Below are 18223 nucleotides of genomic sequence, written 5' to 3' on the forward strand. Positions count from 1 at the left end.
AGAAATCCTCCCGAAATGATAATATGTTGATGTCTTTAGTTTACAACATATTTCCAATTGCGGAAGTACTATTTAATCATGGTACCAACATGTGCTAATATTTGGACTAACTAAACTGGCTTGTATAAGGGTGAGATTATGTCGATTCGTATTAAGCTATTATTATCTTTTACCGGTATGTTCGTTATAAGTTTGATGTTTATCATGTTGACGGCAAGCCTTTATACAATTGCTTCTACGGGGGACTTACACAGTTTTCGGGATATTTATAAAGTGCATTATCAGATTAATCCTTTAACCGAGCAAGGGGAGTCTATTTTCTTAGAGCTGAAATTTATGGCTAAGAATGACCCGGATGAGCTTCAGAACAAAGAATTATTGAAGGACTACGACTTCAAGCTTAGAGCCGAGAAGTCAGGGCTCTATGTAAGGCGTGAGAGCAATCAAATTTTCGAGTCATTGACCTTTAATCAGCCGGAGTTGAAATTTGCTTTACCGCTGTATGATTTGAAAAATAATCAGATTCGCAGCACCTTTAATATCGGTGAACGGTTCTACGCCTATGCGAAATATGATTTTTTGTATTCGGATGGAGCTAAAGGCAGCGTGTTCGTAATACGTGAACGGAGTCCCTTTGCGGAGCTGACGCGCAAGCTCCTGCCGATCCTATCACTTATTTTGATTGTCGTGCTCATCGTATCAAATATGTTATTGTATCGCTGGATTACGCGAAGTGTCATTAAGCCGTTGAACTTGCTTAGGAGCTCTGCGAATCGCATTAAGGAAGGCAATTTGCAATTTGAACTCAATTTGCATTCGAATGATGAGATTGGTCAGCTTAATGAAGCATTCGAGAGTATGCGGCAGCGACTTCAGGAGTCTGTGGATCTACGTCTGCAATATGAAGAGAATCGGAAAGAGCTGATCTCGAATATATCTCATGACCTGCGAACACCGATTACGAATATCAAAGGGTATATTGAGGGGATTCGAGATGGAGTGGCTGATACTCTTGAGAAAATGGAGATCTATGTTGATATTATTTATACGAAGGCCGTTGATATGGACAAGTTGGTAGATGAGTTGTTTTTATACTCTAAGCTGGATTTGAAACAAGTTCCATTTATGTTCGAGCCAGTAGACATTATCGTATTTTTGGACGATTGTATGGATGAACTGAGTTACGAATTAGAGGGCAAGGACATCGTGATCAATTGGGATCACTATGACTACGAAAATATAATGGTATCCGCGGATTTAGAGAAATTAAAGCGTACGATCTTGAACATTATTGATAATGCACTCAAATATATGAATAACCCGAGCAAACAAATTAGTGTCTCTATTATTCAAGCTGATTCGGAATGGGTGACAATCGAATTCAAGGATAACGGTATGGGTATCCCGGATGCGGCTCTACCACATATCTTTGAACGATTCTATCGCGCTGAACAATCGAGGAATTCATCAAAAGGCGGAAGCGGATTAGGGCTGGCGATTGCCCGCCAAATTATTGAAGGACACGGTGGTTCCATTTGGGCGCAAAGTGAACAAGGCGTAGGGACCAGTCTTTTCTTGAAGCTGAGACGAACAAACGAAGGAGAGCTTGATGGCCAATGACACGAATTCTGATCATTGAAGACGAGACGACAATTGCTCAGCTTGAGCAGGATTATTTTCAATTAAACGGCTTCTCAGTCGATTTATGCCATACAGGAGATGAAGGACTGCAACTCGCCCTTAATGAGGACTACAATCTGATTATCATCGATCTGCTGCTGCCAGGGCTGGATGGGTTCGAATTATGCCGCCGCATACGCGATGCAAAGGAAGTTCCCATATTAATTGTTTCAGCAAAGAAAGAAGAAATTGATAAAATCCGAGCATTCAATTTGGGAGCCGATGACTTTATAACAAAGCCATTCAGTCCAAGTGAATTAGTAGCGAGAGCGAAGGCGCATTTAACTAGGTACGACCGATTGCTGAATAAGCAAAAACCAGCTGCTCAAGATGAAATTCATATCCGCGGACTACTCATAGATAAAGCTTCACGGAGAGTGTTTGTAAGGAATAAAGAAGTTGCCATTACAACACGTGAATTTGATCTGCTTGTATTTCTAGCAAGTAATCCAAATCGTGTATTTGGGAAAGAAGATTTATTTGAACGGATTTGGAAAATGGATTCTAGCGGCGATATTGCGACGGTTACGGTACATATTCGCAAGCTTCGGGGAAAACTAGAAGCTGATCCTTCTAACCCGCAATATATCGAAACCGTCTGGGGGGCAGGATATCGGTTTACCGTATAGAATCGTGAATATTAGTGAAGTTTCCAAACATTTTAGCTGCAGTTTATATTTTGTTAATATAATGTACCTTAGCAATTTATCTCTATCCTCTATCATATAAGTTATAGGCAATATGAACTGAAATGAGGAGGAATTTATAATGAACCCGATTACTAAAAAAGTAGCAGCAGTGATGATAACTGCTGCATTAGGAGCAGCTTCTTTACCCTACGGGAATTTAAATGTACAAGCAGCGACAAGTCAAACAGGTATTCAGACAGTGTCTCAGCTGTCCGATAAGGAGATTCAAGATGCTGTCAGTGAGCTTTTCAAGCTTGGCTTGATGCAAGGTTATCCCGATCATTCGATGGGTGAGCAAAGACAGATCACTCGCGCTGAATTAGCCAAATTGGTGATCAAAACGTTCAATCTAGAAGGGACAGCTGAGAATCTAGTAGAGTTTACGGATGTTGATACGGATGCATGGTATTACTCCTATGCAGCTGAACTTGTGGGACTCGGTATCATGAAGGCAGAAAACGGACAGTTCAATCCGAGAGGCACAGTGTCAGATCTTGAACTTATCCAAGTTGTATCCAAAGCATTGAAGCGTGATGAGAAATCCGTAAATTACTGGATGGGTAGTTTTTATTCAGCAAGCAGCACTGCATCACGCGGAGAAACTGCCTATTTGCTCAAAGCCGCTCGTAAAGCCATTCCTTCAGAGCATGCTAAGATTACAAGTGTTAGAGCGTTAAATGCAATCACAATGGTCGTAACATTCGATAAGGCACTTCTGCCAGAGGATGAATTATTTGCGAAAGCAAAAGAAGATTTCGTATTTAATGACGGATTGACATTGACGAATATGCCTCGTCTGAAAACTGGATCAGTAGCAACCTATATCGTTCCGACTTCTGTTCAAAAAGCAGGCACAACGTATAACTTAACTTACAAAGGTCAAAAAGCCGGTTCCTTTACAGGCAGCGGAACGAAACTGGAAATGACAGCAGCTAGTCAAGTGACGAACGATACCTTCGAGATTGAGTCATTGAAGGCGAATGGCGTTGTAGACTATGGATATGTTATTTCCGCGTACAGCGGCGGCCGAGGTGCAAATGCATTCGTTTTGAATGATCGTGAACAAGCAGATGGAAAAACCTATCAAGTTATCCCATCTATGCAAGCTAGACAAGTGACGATTACACCAGAAGGCGGTCAGCCGATCATCGCCAAATATGTACCGTTTACGCAATCGACAGATGGAAAGCAAGAACCAAAATTCCGTCTGCCAGAAGGACAAACTCTAACTCCAGGCGTAAAATATACGGTTTCATCCGATTGGGCGAATATTGCAAATTCTTCATTTGTAGCAAAGGTGTTCGCGCCGCTGCAAGTAACAGGTGCAGAAGCTGTGAGTGAAACCTCAATTAATGTGATCCTATCGCAAGACCCTGGCGATGAATTATTTTCAGGCCGAAATATTGAGCTGACAGCTCCAAACGGAGATAAACTAGTAGCAGCTTATAAATACTCTAGCCGTAAAGGTGCAGTAGGTGTGTTTGATATCATACAAAATGGTAAAATGAGCGTGGGAACGACATATACGTTAACACCTGTCGGGACGTGGGCGATTTCTTCTTCGGAATCATTGATTATTTTAAAATAGGTGGTTGTGTTTTATGTGGAAGAGTCTGACAATAGTCATAGGGTGCATGTTCATCCTCCAGGGCTGTGTCTCAGTTGACATTGGGGATCCGAAAAAAAAGGAGAGTAAAGCTGTGAATGAGCAACTAATTCTAGCAGTTGAGCGAAGTGAGACGGATACCGTAAGAAGGCTGATTAAGGATGGCGCCAATATCAATGCACAGGACTTAAAGGGCCGAACGGCCTCCATGATCGCGACTTATAACAAGGATATCGAGACAGTTAAAGTTCTGATTGAAGCGGGTGCTGACGTTAATATCCAGGATGATATGAAAAATAATCCCTTCTTATATGCAGGTGCGGAAGGATACCTTGAAATTCTAAAGCTTACAATAGAAGCAGGCGCAGATCCCTCAATTACTAACCGCTATGGTGGAACCGCTTTGATCCCTGCTTCGGAACATGGCTATGTGAATGTGATCAAAGAGCTGCTCACTAATACGGATATAGAAGTTAACCATGTGAACAACCTAGGTTGGACGGCTTTATTGGAAGCAATTATTTTAAATGATGGTAACGAAGTACAGCAGCAAACGGTGCGGTTGCTTATAGATCATGGCGCGGATGTAAATATCCCAGACAATAATAAAGTGACTCCTCTACAGCACGCACGAAAAAAAGGCTTCAAAGAAATTGAACAGATTTTAATAAAAGCAGGAGCTAAATAACCGTTCGATTTGCGGTTATGTCTCCTCAAAGTAAAAATAGTGTCTTCCTATTTGCTCGATAGGAAGACACTATTTTTTTGCTGCGCATTAGCGCTTTCTAAGCTCAAAAAACTCACAGTCAGCCCGATTGTGATACGTCATATCGCTTACACCAGATTGGGTGATGATCAGTGTATTATCAAACCGCACAACAAGTGTACTGGAGTCGACAATATGGTTATCTTGAAAGACGCGGATGAGCGTTTGTGTGTCGATTACTTCTTGGAAGTCTAGATCTGTTAATAGGCGACGATTGACAGCCATTTGATAACTCCTTTGCACTATAATATTTCGTATTACTTCAGTCTAACGTATGGGGTACCGATTGAAAAGTCATCTTTGATTTATTGACAGCAGTGATGCTTCTTTTTGACAACCAGAGTTAAATGAATAGGTTATTTACGCAAAGCTGAGGTGAGAGGGAATTTAGCTCTTATGGTAGGATGAAGACAGTTTATCAAAACAATGAATGGACGAGGTGTAGGATGAAACTATCTGTATTTACTGTAATGCTGCCTGATTGTTCGCTTCATAAAACAGTTGATCTACTTCAAAAAAATGGCTATGACGGTGTCGAGTGGCGTTTCACAATTACAGATGCTTCTAGACAAAAAGAAGCACCATCATTCTGGGGAAATAATTATTCAACCGTACAGTCTAATGCCTCGGAAGAGGAGCTGCTTGCTTTAAAGAAGCTTACTGATGACGCGGGTCTTCAAGTGCCCAATCTGGCATCCTATATACAGAGCGGCGACTTATCAGCAACGGAGCGCGCGATGAGGGCGGCTAAGCTGCTCGGTTCTCCTTCGATTCGTATTGGTGTTCCAGGCTATGACCGAAGCCGAAATTACTGGGATTTGTTGAAGGAAGCACGCGCTTACTTTCACGAAACGGTAGAGATGAGCAAAACCTTAGGAGTGAAGGGTATCATTGAAGTTCATCACGGAAACATTGCGTCTAGTGCAACTCTTGCTAGGCAGCTTGTCGAAGGTTTTGATGTGGATCATATCGGAGTCATCTATGATCCGGGCAATATGGTACATGAAGGCTTCGAGCAATATAAGATGGGTCTTGAAGTGCTCGGTGACTATCTGGCACATGTTCATGTGAAAAATGCTGTATGGAATCGTACGGGCGCAGTATCGCCTTTAGTCGGCGATGGCGAGGTTGAAAAATACAATAAATCGCATGACCCGAAATGGAAGGCTGCGTGGGGACCGATATCTGAAGGCGTCGTTCATTGGCCTCAGGTCATTTCTGATTTGCGAGCGGTCGGTTACGACGGCTGGCTCAGCTTCGAGGACTTTAGCGCCTCAGCACCATCAGAAACTCTGCTGCGTGATAACATGGCCTACATTCGCTCATTACTTTAAAGCATTCATCGGTCAAGCGTCTTCTTTTTTGTCCGAGTCCCGCATAAGTATGGATATGGTAAGCGGACAGGACGATGGGGGAGGGGTTCCGATTGGCGAAATGGGGCAGAAAAGGCTGGCGATTTCGTCTGTTAGGCGGCAGTCAACTTTGGTCTGGTCGGTCTTATCGAAAGGTGAAGACAGTTAGCTGGGGAAGTCGATCAAGCTCTGGTTCATCAAGCCCCTCCCCCAAAAAATGGGGATCAGGTCTGAATACTAACGCTTTGAAATGGGGTTCTCGTCCGAGCTCGTCCGGCGGTACTCGGAAATGGGGGATTCGCCGCCCAGCGATGTCGCTTGGCAGCCGCCCAAGAAGCGCGGGATCTTCTGGTGTCTGGCGCAGCCATCCACGCGGTAATTACAGCGGAGGAACCGCAGGCGCTTGGGGGCAACGGCCAACAAAGCCGCGAATACGACGCCGCACCATCATTCTCATTTTACTAGTTTTCATGATGCTATTCTCAGTTCAATCCTTCATATATGTTGAACGGAATTTACGTCCGCCACTAATGAATGTGGCTAAAATACGTGTGAAGCAATTGGCTACTCAAGCCATTAATAAGGCGATCACGGAGCAGGTTTCCAGGCAGACGGAATCAGATAAGCTCATTGATTGGAAAATGAACAGTAATGGTAAAATATCAGGCTTCATGCTAAATTACGCAGAACATATGAGAATTACTTCTCAAACAATAAATACGGTCCAATCAACTTTAGACGAGATGAAAAGCATTCCGGAGCATATTCCAATCGGGCTTGCGCTGAACAGTGCCATTATTTCATCCTTTGGGCCAAAGGTACCGGTTAAATTCGAGCCAGTTGGTGCAGCAAAGGTCGGTCTTAGCACGCGTGAGAAGGATGCGGGCATCAATATGATTCTAGTGGAGGTATACATTCGAATCATTGCGGAGGTAGCGATTATTATTCCATTTGATACGGAGCCTGAGATTATCGAGACGGATATTCCTATTTCCTATTTACTCGTTGTTGGGGATGTTCCGATGTATTATTACGACAATACGGGCAAGCCGGTAGGTGAATCTGCAGCGCAAGCGCCTAATATATCTGTGCCTCTAAACCCAGGTGATAGCAACGGAATCTCAACTACATCAGAACCGGATAAGGCTGCCTCAGCCAATGCGGGATCTTCAAATGAAGTGCAAATAGAGGATGCTGATGAGTCCAAAACACATAAAGCTTCAGGGTCAACGGGGAACAACAACGGTGGAAACGTGGATTAATAATAAATGATAAAAAGAAAAACGACTTTATCCTCCTTCAAATGAAAGGATGATAAAGTCGTCTTTATATTTTAGTTTTTTGCACGCATGCGAGCTCGCTCAGCCTGCTCCCAGCGCCTAAGCATAGGGTATGGGTCAAAGGACCACTCGAATAACCCTCGATCACTATATACCCCGTAATGCAAATGAGGAGGGAACTTGCCCTGTGTTCCTGGCTTGCCATAGCCTGAGCTGCCCACCCAGCCGATTATTTGTCCAGGCTCAACGACCTCGCCGATTTTCATCGATTTCTCAAATCCGGACAAATGTGCGTAGTAATGGTAGAAGTTATTCAGGTCTCGTATTCCAATTCGCCAACCGCCGTAAGGGTTCCAGCCTTTCATTTCAATAATACCGTAACAGGTGCTTCGGACTGGAAGTCCATGAGGCGCAAAAATATCAGTGCCCTCATGAGAGCGGCGGCCACCCCAGCCCCGGCCTGCTCCCCATGTGTCTTTATAAGAATAGTTAGTGCCAATCGGCACAGGAAAAGCGTGCTCGTTGAGATCGAGCTTTCCAAAATGATCGTAAATCCGAGCAAATTGTTGAATTCGCTGAACGGCACGGCTGTTTTGATAATACTGCCATAGCCCAATTGAGAAATCATCCTCTGTTATACCATACGTAGTAATATGGCTTACAAGCGAATAAAGCAGATCAATGTCACTGTTACGCTCTGCTTGCCCGTTGCCGTCACCGTCGCGTCCAATCCCGTTAAACCAATGAATGGATGCAGGAGAGCTATCGTCCTGATTAGGATTAAGGGGACCAGCCCAGCGCTCTTGATCGATAAATACGCCAACTGTGCTGCCCAGCATAGGCCTAACCTTAGGGCGCACCTTAGACAAAGAGCGCTCATACTGGTCAATAGCTGCTAACCAGTACCATGGAATACTTGTAAATAAGCTTAGTCTGTCATACAAACTTCTTCTCGCCAGCATCGGATTGGTGTCTGCGGCTGTTTGTTCCGTTGCGGCTACTGACTCTGAATTTGAAACAGGACTAGCGTGTATATAGTCGACAGGATGGATAATAAGCAGAGAGACTGCTGTTAATGCCGCGACTATAGGAATGGTCAGCTTCAATCGCATCACCCTTTCAAAAGCATGACGGTTATAACGTTATGTTTTGCAAATCATTGGTTTTTATGCGAAACATGAATACGAATATAACAAATAAAGTCTTGAAGTATGGATTGCAGTAAATCTTTCAATATTTAATGTTACTAGGATCCTGAAGAAACATAGCTAAAAAAGTGCGTTTCATTACTACAACGAGTGCGTTCACCTTTCTAGGTGAGCGCCTATTCGTTGTCGTACAGACCTTTCTTGGAAAGCTCAGCTCCCGAATGGACCAACCGTCAACGTAATGCCGATTCCTTACATACTCTTTGTCTACCATCCCATACATGCCCTTTCCCCCCCGGTTGCCGATCTTCTTAGCAAAGACAACTTACTTAATATCTTATAAGAATATCTTGAAATTACAGAAATTTATCTGATAGGAGGATGCTATTATACAAATATAAATACAGACGAGGTGATGACATGCAAGCGAAATTGGCAGCGGACGCCATTCCCCTCTCCAAAAAGCGGAATTCATGGATATGGACGATAAAAAAGTATAAAGTGATGTATGCTCTTTTATTCCCGGCATTGATTTACTTTGCCGTATTCAAATATATTCCTTTGGCGGGAATCATTATTGCTTTTAAAAACTACAACCTGGCTTTAGGACTATGGGATAGCCCATGGGTGGGATTGAAAAATTTCAAAGATTTTATTAACGGCGTTTATTTCTGGGACATCATGAGAAATACGATTATTATATCGCTGTATAAGCTTTTGTTCGGTTTCTCTGCTCCCATCGCACTTGCTTTGCTTCTTAATGAAGTTCACACCCAATGGTTTAAGAAAATCGTACAAACAATCACTTATTTACCCCATTTTCTATCGTGGGTCATTGTTTATGGATTGATGGTAGCATTATTAGCCCCGGGAGATGGCCTTTTTAATATGATTTTGAAGGAAAATGGTGTTCAACCCATCTCCTTTCTAACAGAACCTGCTTGGGGAAGACTGCTGGTCATCTCATCTGAAATATGGAAAGACATTGGATGGGGAGCGATACTGTACCTTGCCGCATTAGCAAGTATTGATCCAAGCTTATATGAAGCGGCTCGAATTGATGGCGCTTCCAAATCGAGACAGCTATGGCATGTAACATTACCCGGCATTCGAGGAGTCATTATTCTGATGCTAATCCTTAAATTAAGTCATATCCTGGACGCTGGTTTTGACCAAATATTCATGTTTGCCAACACTTTTAACCAGGAGAAGATCGATATTATCGACACATGGGTATACCGTGAAGGGCTGGAGCGTCTTAAGATTGGCTTAGCTACTGCTGTGGGACTGTTTAAAGCTGTCATCGGATTTATTTTAGTTTTGGCTGCGAACAAGCTCGCCAAAAAATTCGATGGGCAAATTTGGTGAGGTGGTATTAGATATGATTAAACTGACAATCGGGGAAAAGGTATGGCAAGCAGCCGTTTATTTTATTCTTATTTTGCTATCACTACTTTGCTTACTTCCCTTTTTATATGTAGTTGCTGTTTCGGTAACACCAGAATCAGAAGTGTTAAGAAGAGGGATTGTTATTATACCAGAATCCTTTACCTTTGTAGCTTATAAAGAAGTATTCATTTCTAATGGTATAGGGCAGGCGTATAAAATTACGTTGTTTCGAACCATTGTAGGCACTGCGTTAAATGTGTTTTTTACGGTAATCGCGGCGTACCCGTTATCCAAAAAATATTTGCCGGGACGCAGTCCGTTTTTAATATTCATTGTGTTTACCATGATGTTTAGCGGAGGATTAATTCCGACTTATTTGTTAATCCGCTCTCTGGGATTACTAAACAGTCCCTGGGTATTGATTATTCCGCATCTCATTAGTGCATTTAATCTGGTGATTATTAAAGGCTTTTTCGAGCAATTGCCTGCTGAAATCGAGGAATCGGCGAGAGTAGACGGCGCAAGTGAACTTCAGTCGTTATGGAAAATCATTTTACCCCTGTCCATGCCTGTCCTTGCCACGATTTCCTTATTTTACGCAGTGGGGCATTGGAACAGTTATTTTGATGCCATTGTTTATATCAATGATTCGAACTTAATGCCGCTTCAAGTTGTCTTGCGCAACATTCTGCTTAACGTCGCAACACAAAGCGCTGAGTCGATGGCCAATTCCGGGACGGTTAGCCAGTTCGCTGTGCAAATGGCTGCTGTCGTCGTGACTACGATCCCGATTCTGATCGTTTATCCATTTATGCAAAAACATTTTACTAAGGGTATGCTCATGGGATCGATAAAAGGTTAAAAGGCAATTCTTATCTAGGTTGTTACGGGAAATCCGTGATAATATACAAGCAAAGGAGAGGTCAATATGCAAAGTACAAGGATTTCTTTTACTATTTTGGCTGCTATAGTAGGGCTGGGAACGGTATTGTCAGGATGTGGGGGACAAGGAGAAGTTAAAACGACAGCTTCGAGCAGCTCACCATCCAAGGTTAACGAGAGTAACGAGAGTAACGAGGATAACAAGTTTGCGAACAAAATGAAAATCTCGATGTTTAACCAAGGTACTTTCAACGCTGCCGCTCCGATACCTCCACGTGATGAAGATATTCAACGGCAAATGCTGGAAAAGGCAATGAACATCGAATTGGATATGATGATTCCTCAAGCTGGGCAAGCAACAACCAAATTAAATACGCTTATTGCAGGCGGGGATATTCCAGATTTACTCTTCTTGAAGAGTCGGGCTGATCTCGCGCAATATTATGACCAAGGCGTTCTTGCGGATTTGACTCCGTATCTGGATCAATTTCCTGAATTGCAGAAACGTTTTAACAACGACTCCTGGGAGGCGATGTCCTATCAAGGAAAAACTATTGGAGTTCCAGGTTATGATAATGTAAACGGTATCAGTCGAAGCTTCTTCATCCGTAACGATTGGTTGAAAAAGCTGAATATGGAAGTGCCAACGACACCTGACGAGCTGTTTGAAGTGATGAAAGCCTTTACAGAGAAAGACCCGGACGGTAATGGCAAAAACGATACGTACGGATTCATTGGCGGTATGAATAAAGAAGGTAATCTACAAACCTACGGTTTCGATAGCTTAATGTGGATGTTTGGCGTCAATCCTCCCTCGGCCATAGAAGTGAAAGATAATGAACCAGTATTCCTATTTATCGATCCCAAAATGAAAGAGGCGCTCGCTTACATTAATAAAATGATGACAGCCAATGTGGTAGACCCAGACTGGGTGACGATGAATTCGCCCGATTTGCTGGACCAAAAGTTATTTAAGGGTAAAGTTGGCTTCATGATAAGAGATGCCCGCAGGCTGGAACCGGATTATCAGCAGAAAATGAAAGAAATCAGCGGAGAGGTGCCGGAATGGATCGTTATTCCTCCAATGATAGGTCCTTACGGTGATCAAATTGTAGAGAGAAAATCGTTCCAAGGCAATTCATGGGCCATATCCAAGAAAGCGGATAAGGACAAAATCATTCGGATCTTGTCTATGCTGAATTATCTCTTTACGGACAAAGAAGCATATCCGAATTTTGCATACGGAATTAAAGGGATTCATTGGGATCTGGTGGACGGCAAGGTCAAAAATAAAACCTCTGAATTATCGAAGGAAATGAAAGAAAAATACCTATGGGTCGATCATTATAGAATGCCGCGTCGTGGTGATGATGCTGAGTATTTCAGCTTCCAGAATCCTAAGACAGCAGAAGCTTTTACGAACAACCAGAAATATGTGGGGCCTACTTTGCCTGGAAATTTATTGACTGCAGACCCTAGCGATTCCTTGGCAGCTGACCGCCAGCGTTTCATTAATGAAAGCTTGGTTAAATTTATGACTGGTAAAGACCCTCTTTCCAATTGGGATAATTTCCTCCAAACGTTGGATACCAAGTTTGAAATGCAGAAATATAAGGAAACAGCAATCAAGCAATTTAAAGAAGCAGGCATAATCAAGTAAATTAAACGAAGAGAGTGGCTATTATTAGCCCCTCTCTTTATTGTCATATGCTATTCTTAGTTTAATACAGAATTAAAAGGAAGAGGATCGATGCGAAGAAGAATCAGCTTGCCTTTAAAATTATTTTTTATTGTGTTTGCGTTTGTATTAAGCTGCATAATCTTGATAAGCCAATTGTCTTATCGCTATGTCCAAAAGGAAATAAGAACCAATGACATTTATTACACGAACCAAATACTTGACAAGGTTGATCAGTATTTCACCGTTAATTTTTCCTCCTTCCAGACGATCCTGTTCTCGGTCGAAACATCGGTGAAAGCGAACATTGACAATACGGAAGTGATTAAAAAGCAATTAAGAGAGCTATATGAACTCAACAGTAATTACGTCAGTAATATTTACCTGATCAAAAGCGATTTATCCATTCTAGGTGGAAGTACACCTACCCGAATATTCGATGAGCCTTTAACTGAAAGAGAACCTTTGTTTGATGCGGCTGACAAGAACAGATGGACTACATTTGTCAGTGCTCCTTACAAATCTAAGTATTCCGGCTGGACAGTTACGATGGTTCGATATCTGAACGGCGCTCCGTTTCCTATGGCCATTGCGGTAGATTTGGATCTAAATGCCATTGAAGAAACCTTGTTCAAGATTAATAAAAAAGAACAAATGAATCTAGCTCTGATCACCGCATCGGGTAAAATCATTGCCGGATTTTCGGAAAATAAAGGACCATTAAATATTCAAGATCATACTTTTTCAATCGGGGAAACGTCAGCGGAACAAATTCTTGATACTGCAGAAACAAGCCTTCAACTGCATACCAAGGATGGTCTTCCGGTCTCTCTTCTGAAAAAACCGACGGAGAAATTCAACTGGACTATCATCTCGATCAACGATGAATCACGCTTGAAAGCTGCTTTGTCCAGACTAGAAACCTATTATATCGGGCTTCTAGCCGCAGGTCTTCTCTTAAGTTTGATCATTTCCTTTTTTATTGCCAAATATATAAGGAATCCGCTCTATGCGCTCAAAACAAAAATGAAGCGGGTGGAGCAAGGCGACCTGACAACTACAATGACGATTAACCGAAACGATGAGTTCGGAGATCTCTCCCAAGCCTTCGATCGTATGCTGCAGCAAATTGTGGAACTGATTCGGCGAGCGGAGCTTCATAATGAACTTGAGCGGAAGCTGGAAATCCAAGTACTGCAGTCTCAAATAAACCCTCATTTTCTGTATAACACGCTTGGTTCTATCAGCAATGTTATACGCCTCGGACAAATAGAGAAAGTAGATGTGGTGATCGGGTCTCTCATTTCATTATTGGAATACGGGATAGATGACGCTTCGGAGAAGGTTTCACTACATCAGGAATTGCGAAATGTATCGGACTATATCGAGATCCAGAACATCCGTTATAACAGGAACTTCCAATTGATTGAGAATATCGAAGCAGGATTAATAGATTTTCCGGTTTTTCGAATGCTGCTGCAGCCCCTTGTGGAGAATAGTATCTTCCATGGTTATAACGGAGGGGGGATCGAAGGCCCGATTACGATTCATGCGTACAGGGAGGGCGGCATCGTCATCATAGAAGTAGTTGATCAAGGCGAGGGAATTCCAGCTGATAAAATAAAGCATATTTTAATTTCAGAACCGAGTGATGTGGAAGTAAAAAGGAAAAGAATCGGGTTAAATAATATTCATGGCCGAATAAGACTTCACTACGGAGAACAGTTCGGGCTCCAAATCATAAGCATACCTAAGGAAATAACCCGTGTTCGCGCTTTATTCCCAGCAGGCTTGTTTAAAGGAGATGCATGATGGTGAGAGACTACACCTGCTTCATTGTTGACGATGAAGATCTAATCATTCAAAGATTGGAATTGTTTTTTAACGAGCTCTCCCATAGGGATAGGCGATTTCATTTTGTGGGAAAAGCGAATAATGGGCTGGAGGGGTTAGAGGAGATTGTAAAGCATAAGCCGGATATCGTGATATCTGATATCGTAATGCCCCGAATGGATGGAATTTCCATGATTGAGCAACTAAAGCCGGAGCTTCCCCATACCCAATACATTCTTTTGACCGCCTATTCATCCTTTGAATACGCACAGAGAGCTATTCAAGCCAACGTACTGGAGTACATTGTTAAGGTTCCACTGAGGGAAGCGGATTTAGATCGAGCTCTAGATAAGGCAGCCGGGATTTTAAATGAGGTTAAGAAAAAAGAAGCGGAATTTCAATCGTTAAACGTATCCGTGCTTGAAAACAAATATAGAGTCCACAAGCAATTTTTTAACGAGCTGATCAGAGGCGAAATTCCTTCTCATCGGGCATCGGATTTTGCCAATCGCATGCAGTTCCATTTCTTTCAAGCCAATTATTGCTGCTTCATTGTTGAAATGAATCTGTATGAAAGTTTCCGAAACGAATACTCAGCGGCTGACCAAAACATCTTGAAATATGCGATTACCAATATAATCGAAGAAACTGTGATGAATGGTGGTAGAGGTGTAGCTGCGGATCTATCCGATAATCGTTTTATTGGCTTTCTTTCCTGGGAAAATAATCGCAGTGATATGGAAACGGAATATGCTTGCCAGACATTGGGGGGGCAGATCGTCTCCCATTTGCATCAATATTTGAATCAAGGGGTATCTGTCGCTTTTGGAGGCCCGCACCGAGGCTGGGAATCCATCAAACAAGCGTACACGGAAGCTAAAAATGTGAGTGAGGATTTCTATTATCATACAGAGAAAGTAGTCAAAACACCCGCACATCGGTTTCATTACCGTGATGACAGAAAGGAGGACTTTCAGCAGAAGCTGGCTGATTTTCTTGCATGGGTGCAAAGAAAGGTTTCCAAGGAAGAGCTGGAGAAAGCATTTGCTGATTTGAACCAATATGTTACGGACCATAAAATCCATAAGTCCATCATGGCACCTATGCTTCGAGACTTGTATAGAGACATTACTGTGAAGTTTAAATCGGGGAACAAGTTGACCACGGAAGTAACAGAGTTTCCCATAGAATTTATGGCTTTTCGGGAGCAGCTTACCTATATTAGCGACTTCACATTCGAATATGTACACGCTGGCCAACTTTTACATCGTGCAGAAATCATGAGTGCTATGCGATTTATAGAGAAAAACCTGAAACAGCGTTTAACGTTGGAGGCTATTGCCGAGGAAGTGAATTTAGCTCCATCTTATTTTAGCAGCTTATTCAAAAAAACAATGAACGAAGGCGTTATCAGCTACATCAACCGTAAAAAAATTCAATTAGCTCTCGAGCTGTTAAATGTTCAGGATTATTCTTTATTGGAATTGTGCGAGGAAGTAGGAATTGTGAATGAAGGTTATTTTTGCAAATTATTTAAAGAATATACGGGTGATACTCCTAAGCAATATCGGATAAAAATGACACGGTATGAATCCAAATAAGGTTGCAAAAAAATGTATGAATTTTTCGTGAAATCATGTAAAAAAACGAGGGTCAAAAGGATTACCATGATAGAAGTATCTAATCATGGAGGTTATCAAAATGGAGCTTATTAAAGCAGATGTAACCGTCGTAGGCGGAGGTATTGCTGGGATATGCGCTGCCATTGCTGCCGCACGCCAAGGGCTGCAAGTTTCACTTATTAATGATCGACCGGTTCTTGGGGGAAATGCGAGCAGCGAGGTCAGGGTTCATATCAACGGGTCGGCATATCTCGGAAACAGTCCATCCTATTATGCACGCGAGGGCGGGTTGGTGGAAGAACTCAAGTTGAAGATTTTTCACTATAATCCGTTATACAACAAGAAGCTTATGCTTTCGCTTTCGGATACGGTCTTGTTGGATATGGTCTATGATGAGCCTAACATTTCTCTATTCCTGAATACATGCGTACATGAAACGGGCATGGAGAACGGTAGAATTAAATGGGTGGAGGGCCTTCAATTGGCTTCCGAAAGAAAATTTCGTTTTGAAAGCCGCACCTACATCGATTGCTCCGGAGATGGAGTTGTCGGCTATCAAGCAGGTGCTCTCTTCAGATGGGGGAGAGAAGCGAAGCATGAATACAAGGAAGACTTGGCTCCTGAAGTGGCGGACCATTACACAATGGGAGACACGATCCTTTTTCAAGCCCGTGACGTAGGATATCCCGTTCCGTACAAGAGGCCTGGCTTTGCGTACGATATTACGAAGTTGGCCTTTTTCGATAGTATCAGAAAAGGCTTAAACCATCGGGCTATTCCTAGAAAAATCAACGGGCTTGGCGGATTGTGGTGGCTGGAATACGGCGGACATATGGATATTATCAAGAATAATGAAGACATCGCATTGGAACTGCGGAAATTGGTTTACGGGATTTGGGATTATATCAAAAATAGCGGCGAATTTGATGATGTGGACAATCTCATCTTGGATTATGTATGCCCGATTCCTGGAAAGCGGGAGTCGAGGCGGTTTATAGGGGATCACATGTTGTCTCAGAACGATCTTACAGCAAAGCCGCATTTCGAAGATGCTGTATCCGTCGGAGGATGGTATATGGATTTACATGCTAATAAGGGCATCTACGATGAGGGGCCGGCTACAGCATGGAATTTCGTGCCTGGATTGTACAATATCCCTTTCCGCAGTTTATTTTCACGAAATATTCCTAATCTCATGTTCGCTGGCCGCAATATAAGTGCTACCCATGTGGCTTTCGGATCTACAAGGGTAATGGCAACCTGCGGTTGTATGGGGCAGGCGGTTGGAACGGCTGCTTCGTTATGCTTGAAATATGAGATAGACCCCGCGGCGATAGTCGAAGCTCATATGGGGGAGCTGCAGGCGCTGCTGCTTCGAGACGGGCAAACGATTGTAGGGCTTCAAGAGGAATTGGATCCTTACTTCGCTGATGGATTATCTATTCGTGCCTCGTCTCAGCGCAGCTATGACAATCTTCATCCAACCGAAGAGATTTCCTTGGAGAAAGGGTTATGTTTGGTCTTGCCGATTCAGACATCCGTTGCTGAAAGCGTAAGGATCAAAATTAAAAATATGTCTGAGCATTCGGAAACTCTGCAGGTGAAGCTGTTTGGCGGGGAACGGAAGGAAAACTACATTCCCGCCAGTGAGTTGAAAGACTACCGCTTGGTTATTGCAGCCGGTCATGACGACTGGATTACGCTGGACTTGGGCTGCAAGAAGCCGGCTGATGACAAAATCTACATCGTATTGGAAGGTGCGGCGAGCCTTGCCGTATACGGCAATGAAGAGAAAATGACAGGAGCGGTCAGCTTCCATTATAGGCCGGAAGTGCCGTCCAGGCTGAAGAAATTCAATAAGAGCATTTGCTTCAAGGATCTGTTGCCACCCCAGAATATGTATAGTCCTGAGAATATCGTCAACGGCTACTCCAGACCCTATGGCCTGCCGAACGGCTGGATTTCCGAACGTACGGAAGGACAGGAATGGTTGGAATTCTTTTTTGCAAGCCCCAAAAATCTGGATGAAATCCATCTTGTTTTCAATTCGCAGCTGGATTTGGAGCATTTCGACCATCCGATCGAGCTCCTTACCCAAGATTATGACATGACCCTGACCTTAGAAGACGGAACCGAAAGGGAAATTAAAATCCGTGGGAATTATCTCACATTGAATAAACATAAGGTGGATGCGAAAGGTGTAACCCAAATTCGATTTGATTTCTGTGCGACTTACGGTTCGCCTTATTTTGAAGTGTTTGCTGTAAAATTGTTTGCTCCTAAAAACGAACAGTGAGG

14 protein-coding genes are annotated in these 18223 nt (G+C 42.9%); 12 read left to right on the forward strand and 2 right to left on the reverse strand.

Annotated features, from left to right (window positions below):
- Window positions 1-138 precede the first annotated feature (138 nt).
- The 4 genes from AC0YN7_RS24445 (at window position 139) to AC0YN7_RS24460 (ending at window position 4663) form a co-directional block, all read left to right on the forward strand.
- Window positions 139-1620: a sensor histidine kinase gene (locus AC0YN7_RS24445; RefSeq protein ID WP_475812630.1), complete on the forward strand. Its 1482-nt coding sequence runs from the start codon at window positions 139-141 to the stop codon at window positions 1618-1620.
- Complete coding sequence (locus AC0YN7_RS24450; protein WP_475812631.1) at window positions 1617-2309, forward strand: response regulator transcription factor; 693 nt, start codon at window positions 1617-1619, stop codon at window positions 2307-2309. The genes AC0YN7_RS24445 and AC0YN7_RS24450 overlap by 4 nt, the downstream gene beginning before the upstream one ends.
- Window positions 2310-2448: 139 nt before the next feature.
- Complete coding sequence (locus tag AC0YN7_RS24455; protein WP_475812632.1) at window positions 2449-3957, forward strand: S-layer homology domain-containing protein; 1509 nt, start codon at window positions 2449-2451, stop codon at window positions 3955-3957.
- Between the two features lie 13 nt (window positions 3958-3970).
- Window positions 3971-4663 carry an ankyrin repeat domain-containing protein gene (locus tag AC0YN7_RS24460; RefSeq protein WP_475812633.1) on the forward strand — a complete coding sequence of 231 codons (693 nt, stop codon included), beginning with the start codon at window positions 3971-3973 and terminating at the stop codon, window positions 4661-4663.
- A gap of 87 nt (window positions 4664-4750) precedes the next feature.
- Here the strand turns inward: AC0YN7_RS24460 and AC0YN7_RS24465 are convergent, their stop codons facing one another.
- Complete coding sequence (locus AC0YN7_RS24465) at window positions 4751-4966, reverse strand: hypothetical protein (RefSeq protein WP_475812634.1); 216 nt, start codon at window positions 4964-4966, stop codon at window positions 4751-4753.
- A 221-nt stretch (window positions 4967-5187) separates the two neighbouring features.
- Here AC0YN7_RS24465 and AC0YN7_RS24470 point away from each other — a divergent pair, with 221 nt between their 5' ends.
- Window positions 5188-6075 carry a sugar phosphate isomerase/epimerase family protein gene (locus AC0YN7_RS24470; protein ID WP_475812635.1) on the forward strand — a complete coding sequence of 296 codons (888 nt, stop codon included), beginning with the start codon at window positions 5188-5190 and terminating at the stop codon, window positions 6073-6075.
- Window positions 6076-6167: 92 nt separating this feature from the next.
- Window positions 6168-7355: a sporulation protein YunB gene (yunB, locus tag AC0YN7_RS24475; RefSeq protein WP_475812636.1), complete on the forward strand. Its 1188-nt coding sequence runs from the start codon at window positions 6168-6170 to the stop codon at window positions 7353-7355.
- A 71-nt stretch (window positions 7356-7426) separates the two neighbouring features.
- On the opposite strand, the gene AC0YN7_RS24480 is transcribed toward yunB, so the two are convergent.
- Window positions 7427-8485, reverse strand: coding sequence for a M23 family metallopeptidase (locus AC0YN7_RS24480; protein ID WP_475812637.1), 1059 nt, complete (start codon window positions 8483-8485; stop codon window positions 7427-7429).
- Window positions 8486-8941: 456 nt separating this feature from the next.
- On the opposite strand from AC0YN7_RS24480, the gene AC0YN7_RS24485 reads away from it, so the two are divergent.
- From AC0YN7_RS24485 to AC0YN7_RS24510, 6 genes are all read left to right on the forward strand, one after another.
- Window positions 8942-9889: an ABC transporter permease gene (locus AC0YN7_RS24485; RefSeq protein WP_475812638.1), complete on the forward strand. Its 948-nt coding sequence runs from the start codon at window positions 8942-8944 to the stop codon at window positions 9887-9889.
- A 13-nt stretch (window positions 9890-9902) separates the two neighbouring features.
- Window positions 9903-10772 carry a carbohydrate ABC transporter permease gene (locus AC0YN7_RS24490; protein ID WP_475812639.1) on the forward strand — a complete coding sequence of 290 codons (870 nt, stop codon included), beginning with the start codon at window positions 9903-9905 and terminating at the stop codon, window positions 10770-10772.
- A 66-nt stretch (window positions 10773-10838) separates the two neighbouring features.
- Window positions 10839-12452, forward strand: coding sequence for an extracellular solute-binding protein (locus AC0YN7_RS24495; protein WP_475812640.1), 1614 nt, complete (start codon window positions 10839-10841; stop codon window positions 12450-12452).
- 90 nt (window positions 12453-12542) lie between these two features.
- Window positions 12543-14282: a sensor histidine kinase gene (locus tag AC0YN7_RS24500; RefSeq protein ID WP_475812641.1), complete on the forward strand. Its 1740-nt coding sequence runs from the start codon at window positions 12543-12545 to the stop codon at window positions 14280-14282.
- Window positions 14282-15904, forward strand: a complete 1623-nt coding sequence (locus AC0YN7_RS24505) for a response regulator transcription factor (protein WP_475812681.1) — start codon at window positions 14282-14284, stop codon at window positions 15902-15904. Before AC0YN7_RS24500 ends, AC0YN7_RS24505 begins: the two co-directional genes overlap by 1 nt.
- Before the next feature lie 100 nt (window positions 15905-16004).
- Window positions 16005-18221, forward strand: a complete 2217-nt coding sequence (locus AC0YN7_RS24510) for an FAD-dependent oxidoreductase (RefSeq protein WP_475812642.1) — start codon at window positions 16005-16007, stop codon at window positions 18219-18221.
- The last annotated feature ends 2 nt before the right edge of the window (window positions 18222-18223 follow it).

This window comes from Paenibacillus sp. J31R122 (assembly GCF_056269185.1).

What these genes read in the sequence shown, in the direction of transcription:
- AC0YN7_RS24445 (WP_475812630.1), top strand. Translation starts at nt 139, where the DNA reads ATGTCGATTCGTATTAAGCTATTATTATCTTTTACCGGTATGTTCGTT.
- AC0YN7_RS24465 (WP_475812634.1), bottom strand. Translation starts at nt 4,966, where the DNA reads ATGGCTGTCAATCGTCGCCTATTAACAGATCTAGACTTCCAAGAAGTA.
- AC0YN7_RS24470 (WP_475812635.1), top strand. Translation starts at nt 5,188, where the DNA reads ATGAAACTATCTGTATTTACTGTAATGCTGCCTGATTGTTCGCTTCAT.
- AC0YN7_RS24500 (WP_475812641.1), top strand. Translation starts at nt 12,543, where the DNA reads ATGCGAAGAAGAATCAGCTTGCCTTTAAAATTATTTTTTATTGTGTTT.
- AC0YN7_RS24510 (WP_475812642.1), top strand. Translation starts at nt 16,005, where the DNA reads ATGGAGCTTATTAAAGCAGATGTAACCGTCGTAGGCGGAGGTATTGCT.
- AC0YN7_RS24495 (WP_475812640.1), top strand. Translation starts at nt 10,839, where the DNA reads ATGCAAAGTACAAGGATTTCTTTTACTATTTTGGCTGCTATAGTAGGG.
- AC0YN7_RS24450 (WP_475812631.1), top strand. Translation starts at nt 1,617, where the DNA reads ATGACACGAATTCTGATCATTGAAGACGAGACGACAATTGCTCAGCTT.
- AC0YN7_RS24505 (WP_475812681.1), top strand. Translation starts at nt 14,282, where the DNA reads ATGGTGAGAGACTACACCTGCTTCATTGTTGACGATGAAGATCTAATC.
- AC0YN7_RS24460 (WP_475812633.1), top strand. Translation starts at nt 3,971, where the DNA reads ATGTGGAAGAGTCTGACAATAGTCATAGGGTGCATGTTCATCCTCCAG.
- AC0YN7_RS24455 (WP_475812632.1), top strand. Translation starts at nt 2,449, where the DNA reads ATGAACCCGATTACTAAAAAAGTAGCAGCAGTGATGATAACTGCTGCA.
- AC0YN7_RS24490 (WP_475812639.1), top strand. Translation starts at nt 9,903, where the DNA reads ATGATTAAACTGACAATCGGGGAAAAGGTATGGCAAGCAGCCGTTTAT.
- AC0YN7_RS24480 (WP_475812637.1), bottom strand. Translation starts at nt 8,485, where the DNA reads ATGCGATTGAAGCTGACCATTCCTATAGTCGCGGCATTAACAGCAGTC.
- AC0YN7_RS24485 (WP_475812638.1), top strand. Translation starts at nt 8,942, where the DNA reads ATGCAAGCGAAATTGGCAGCGGACGCCATTCCCCTCTCCAAAAAGCGG.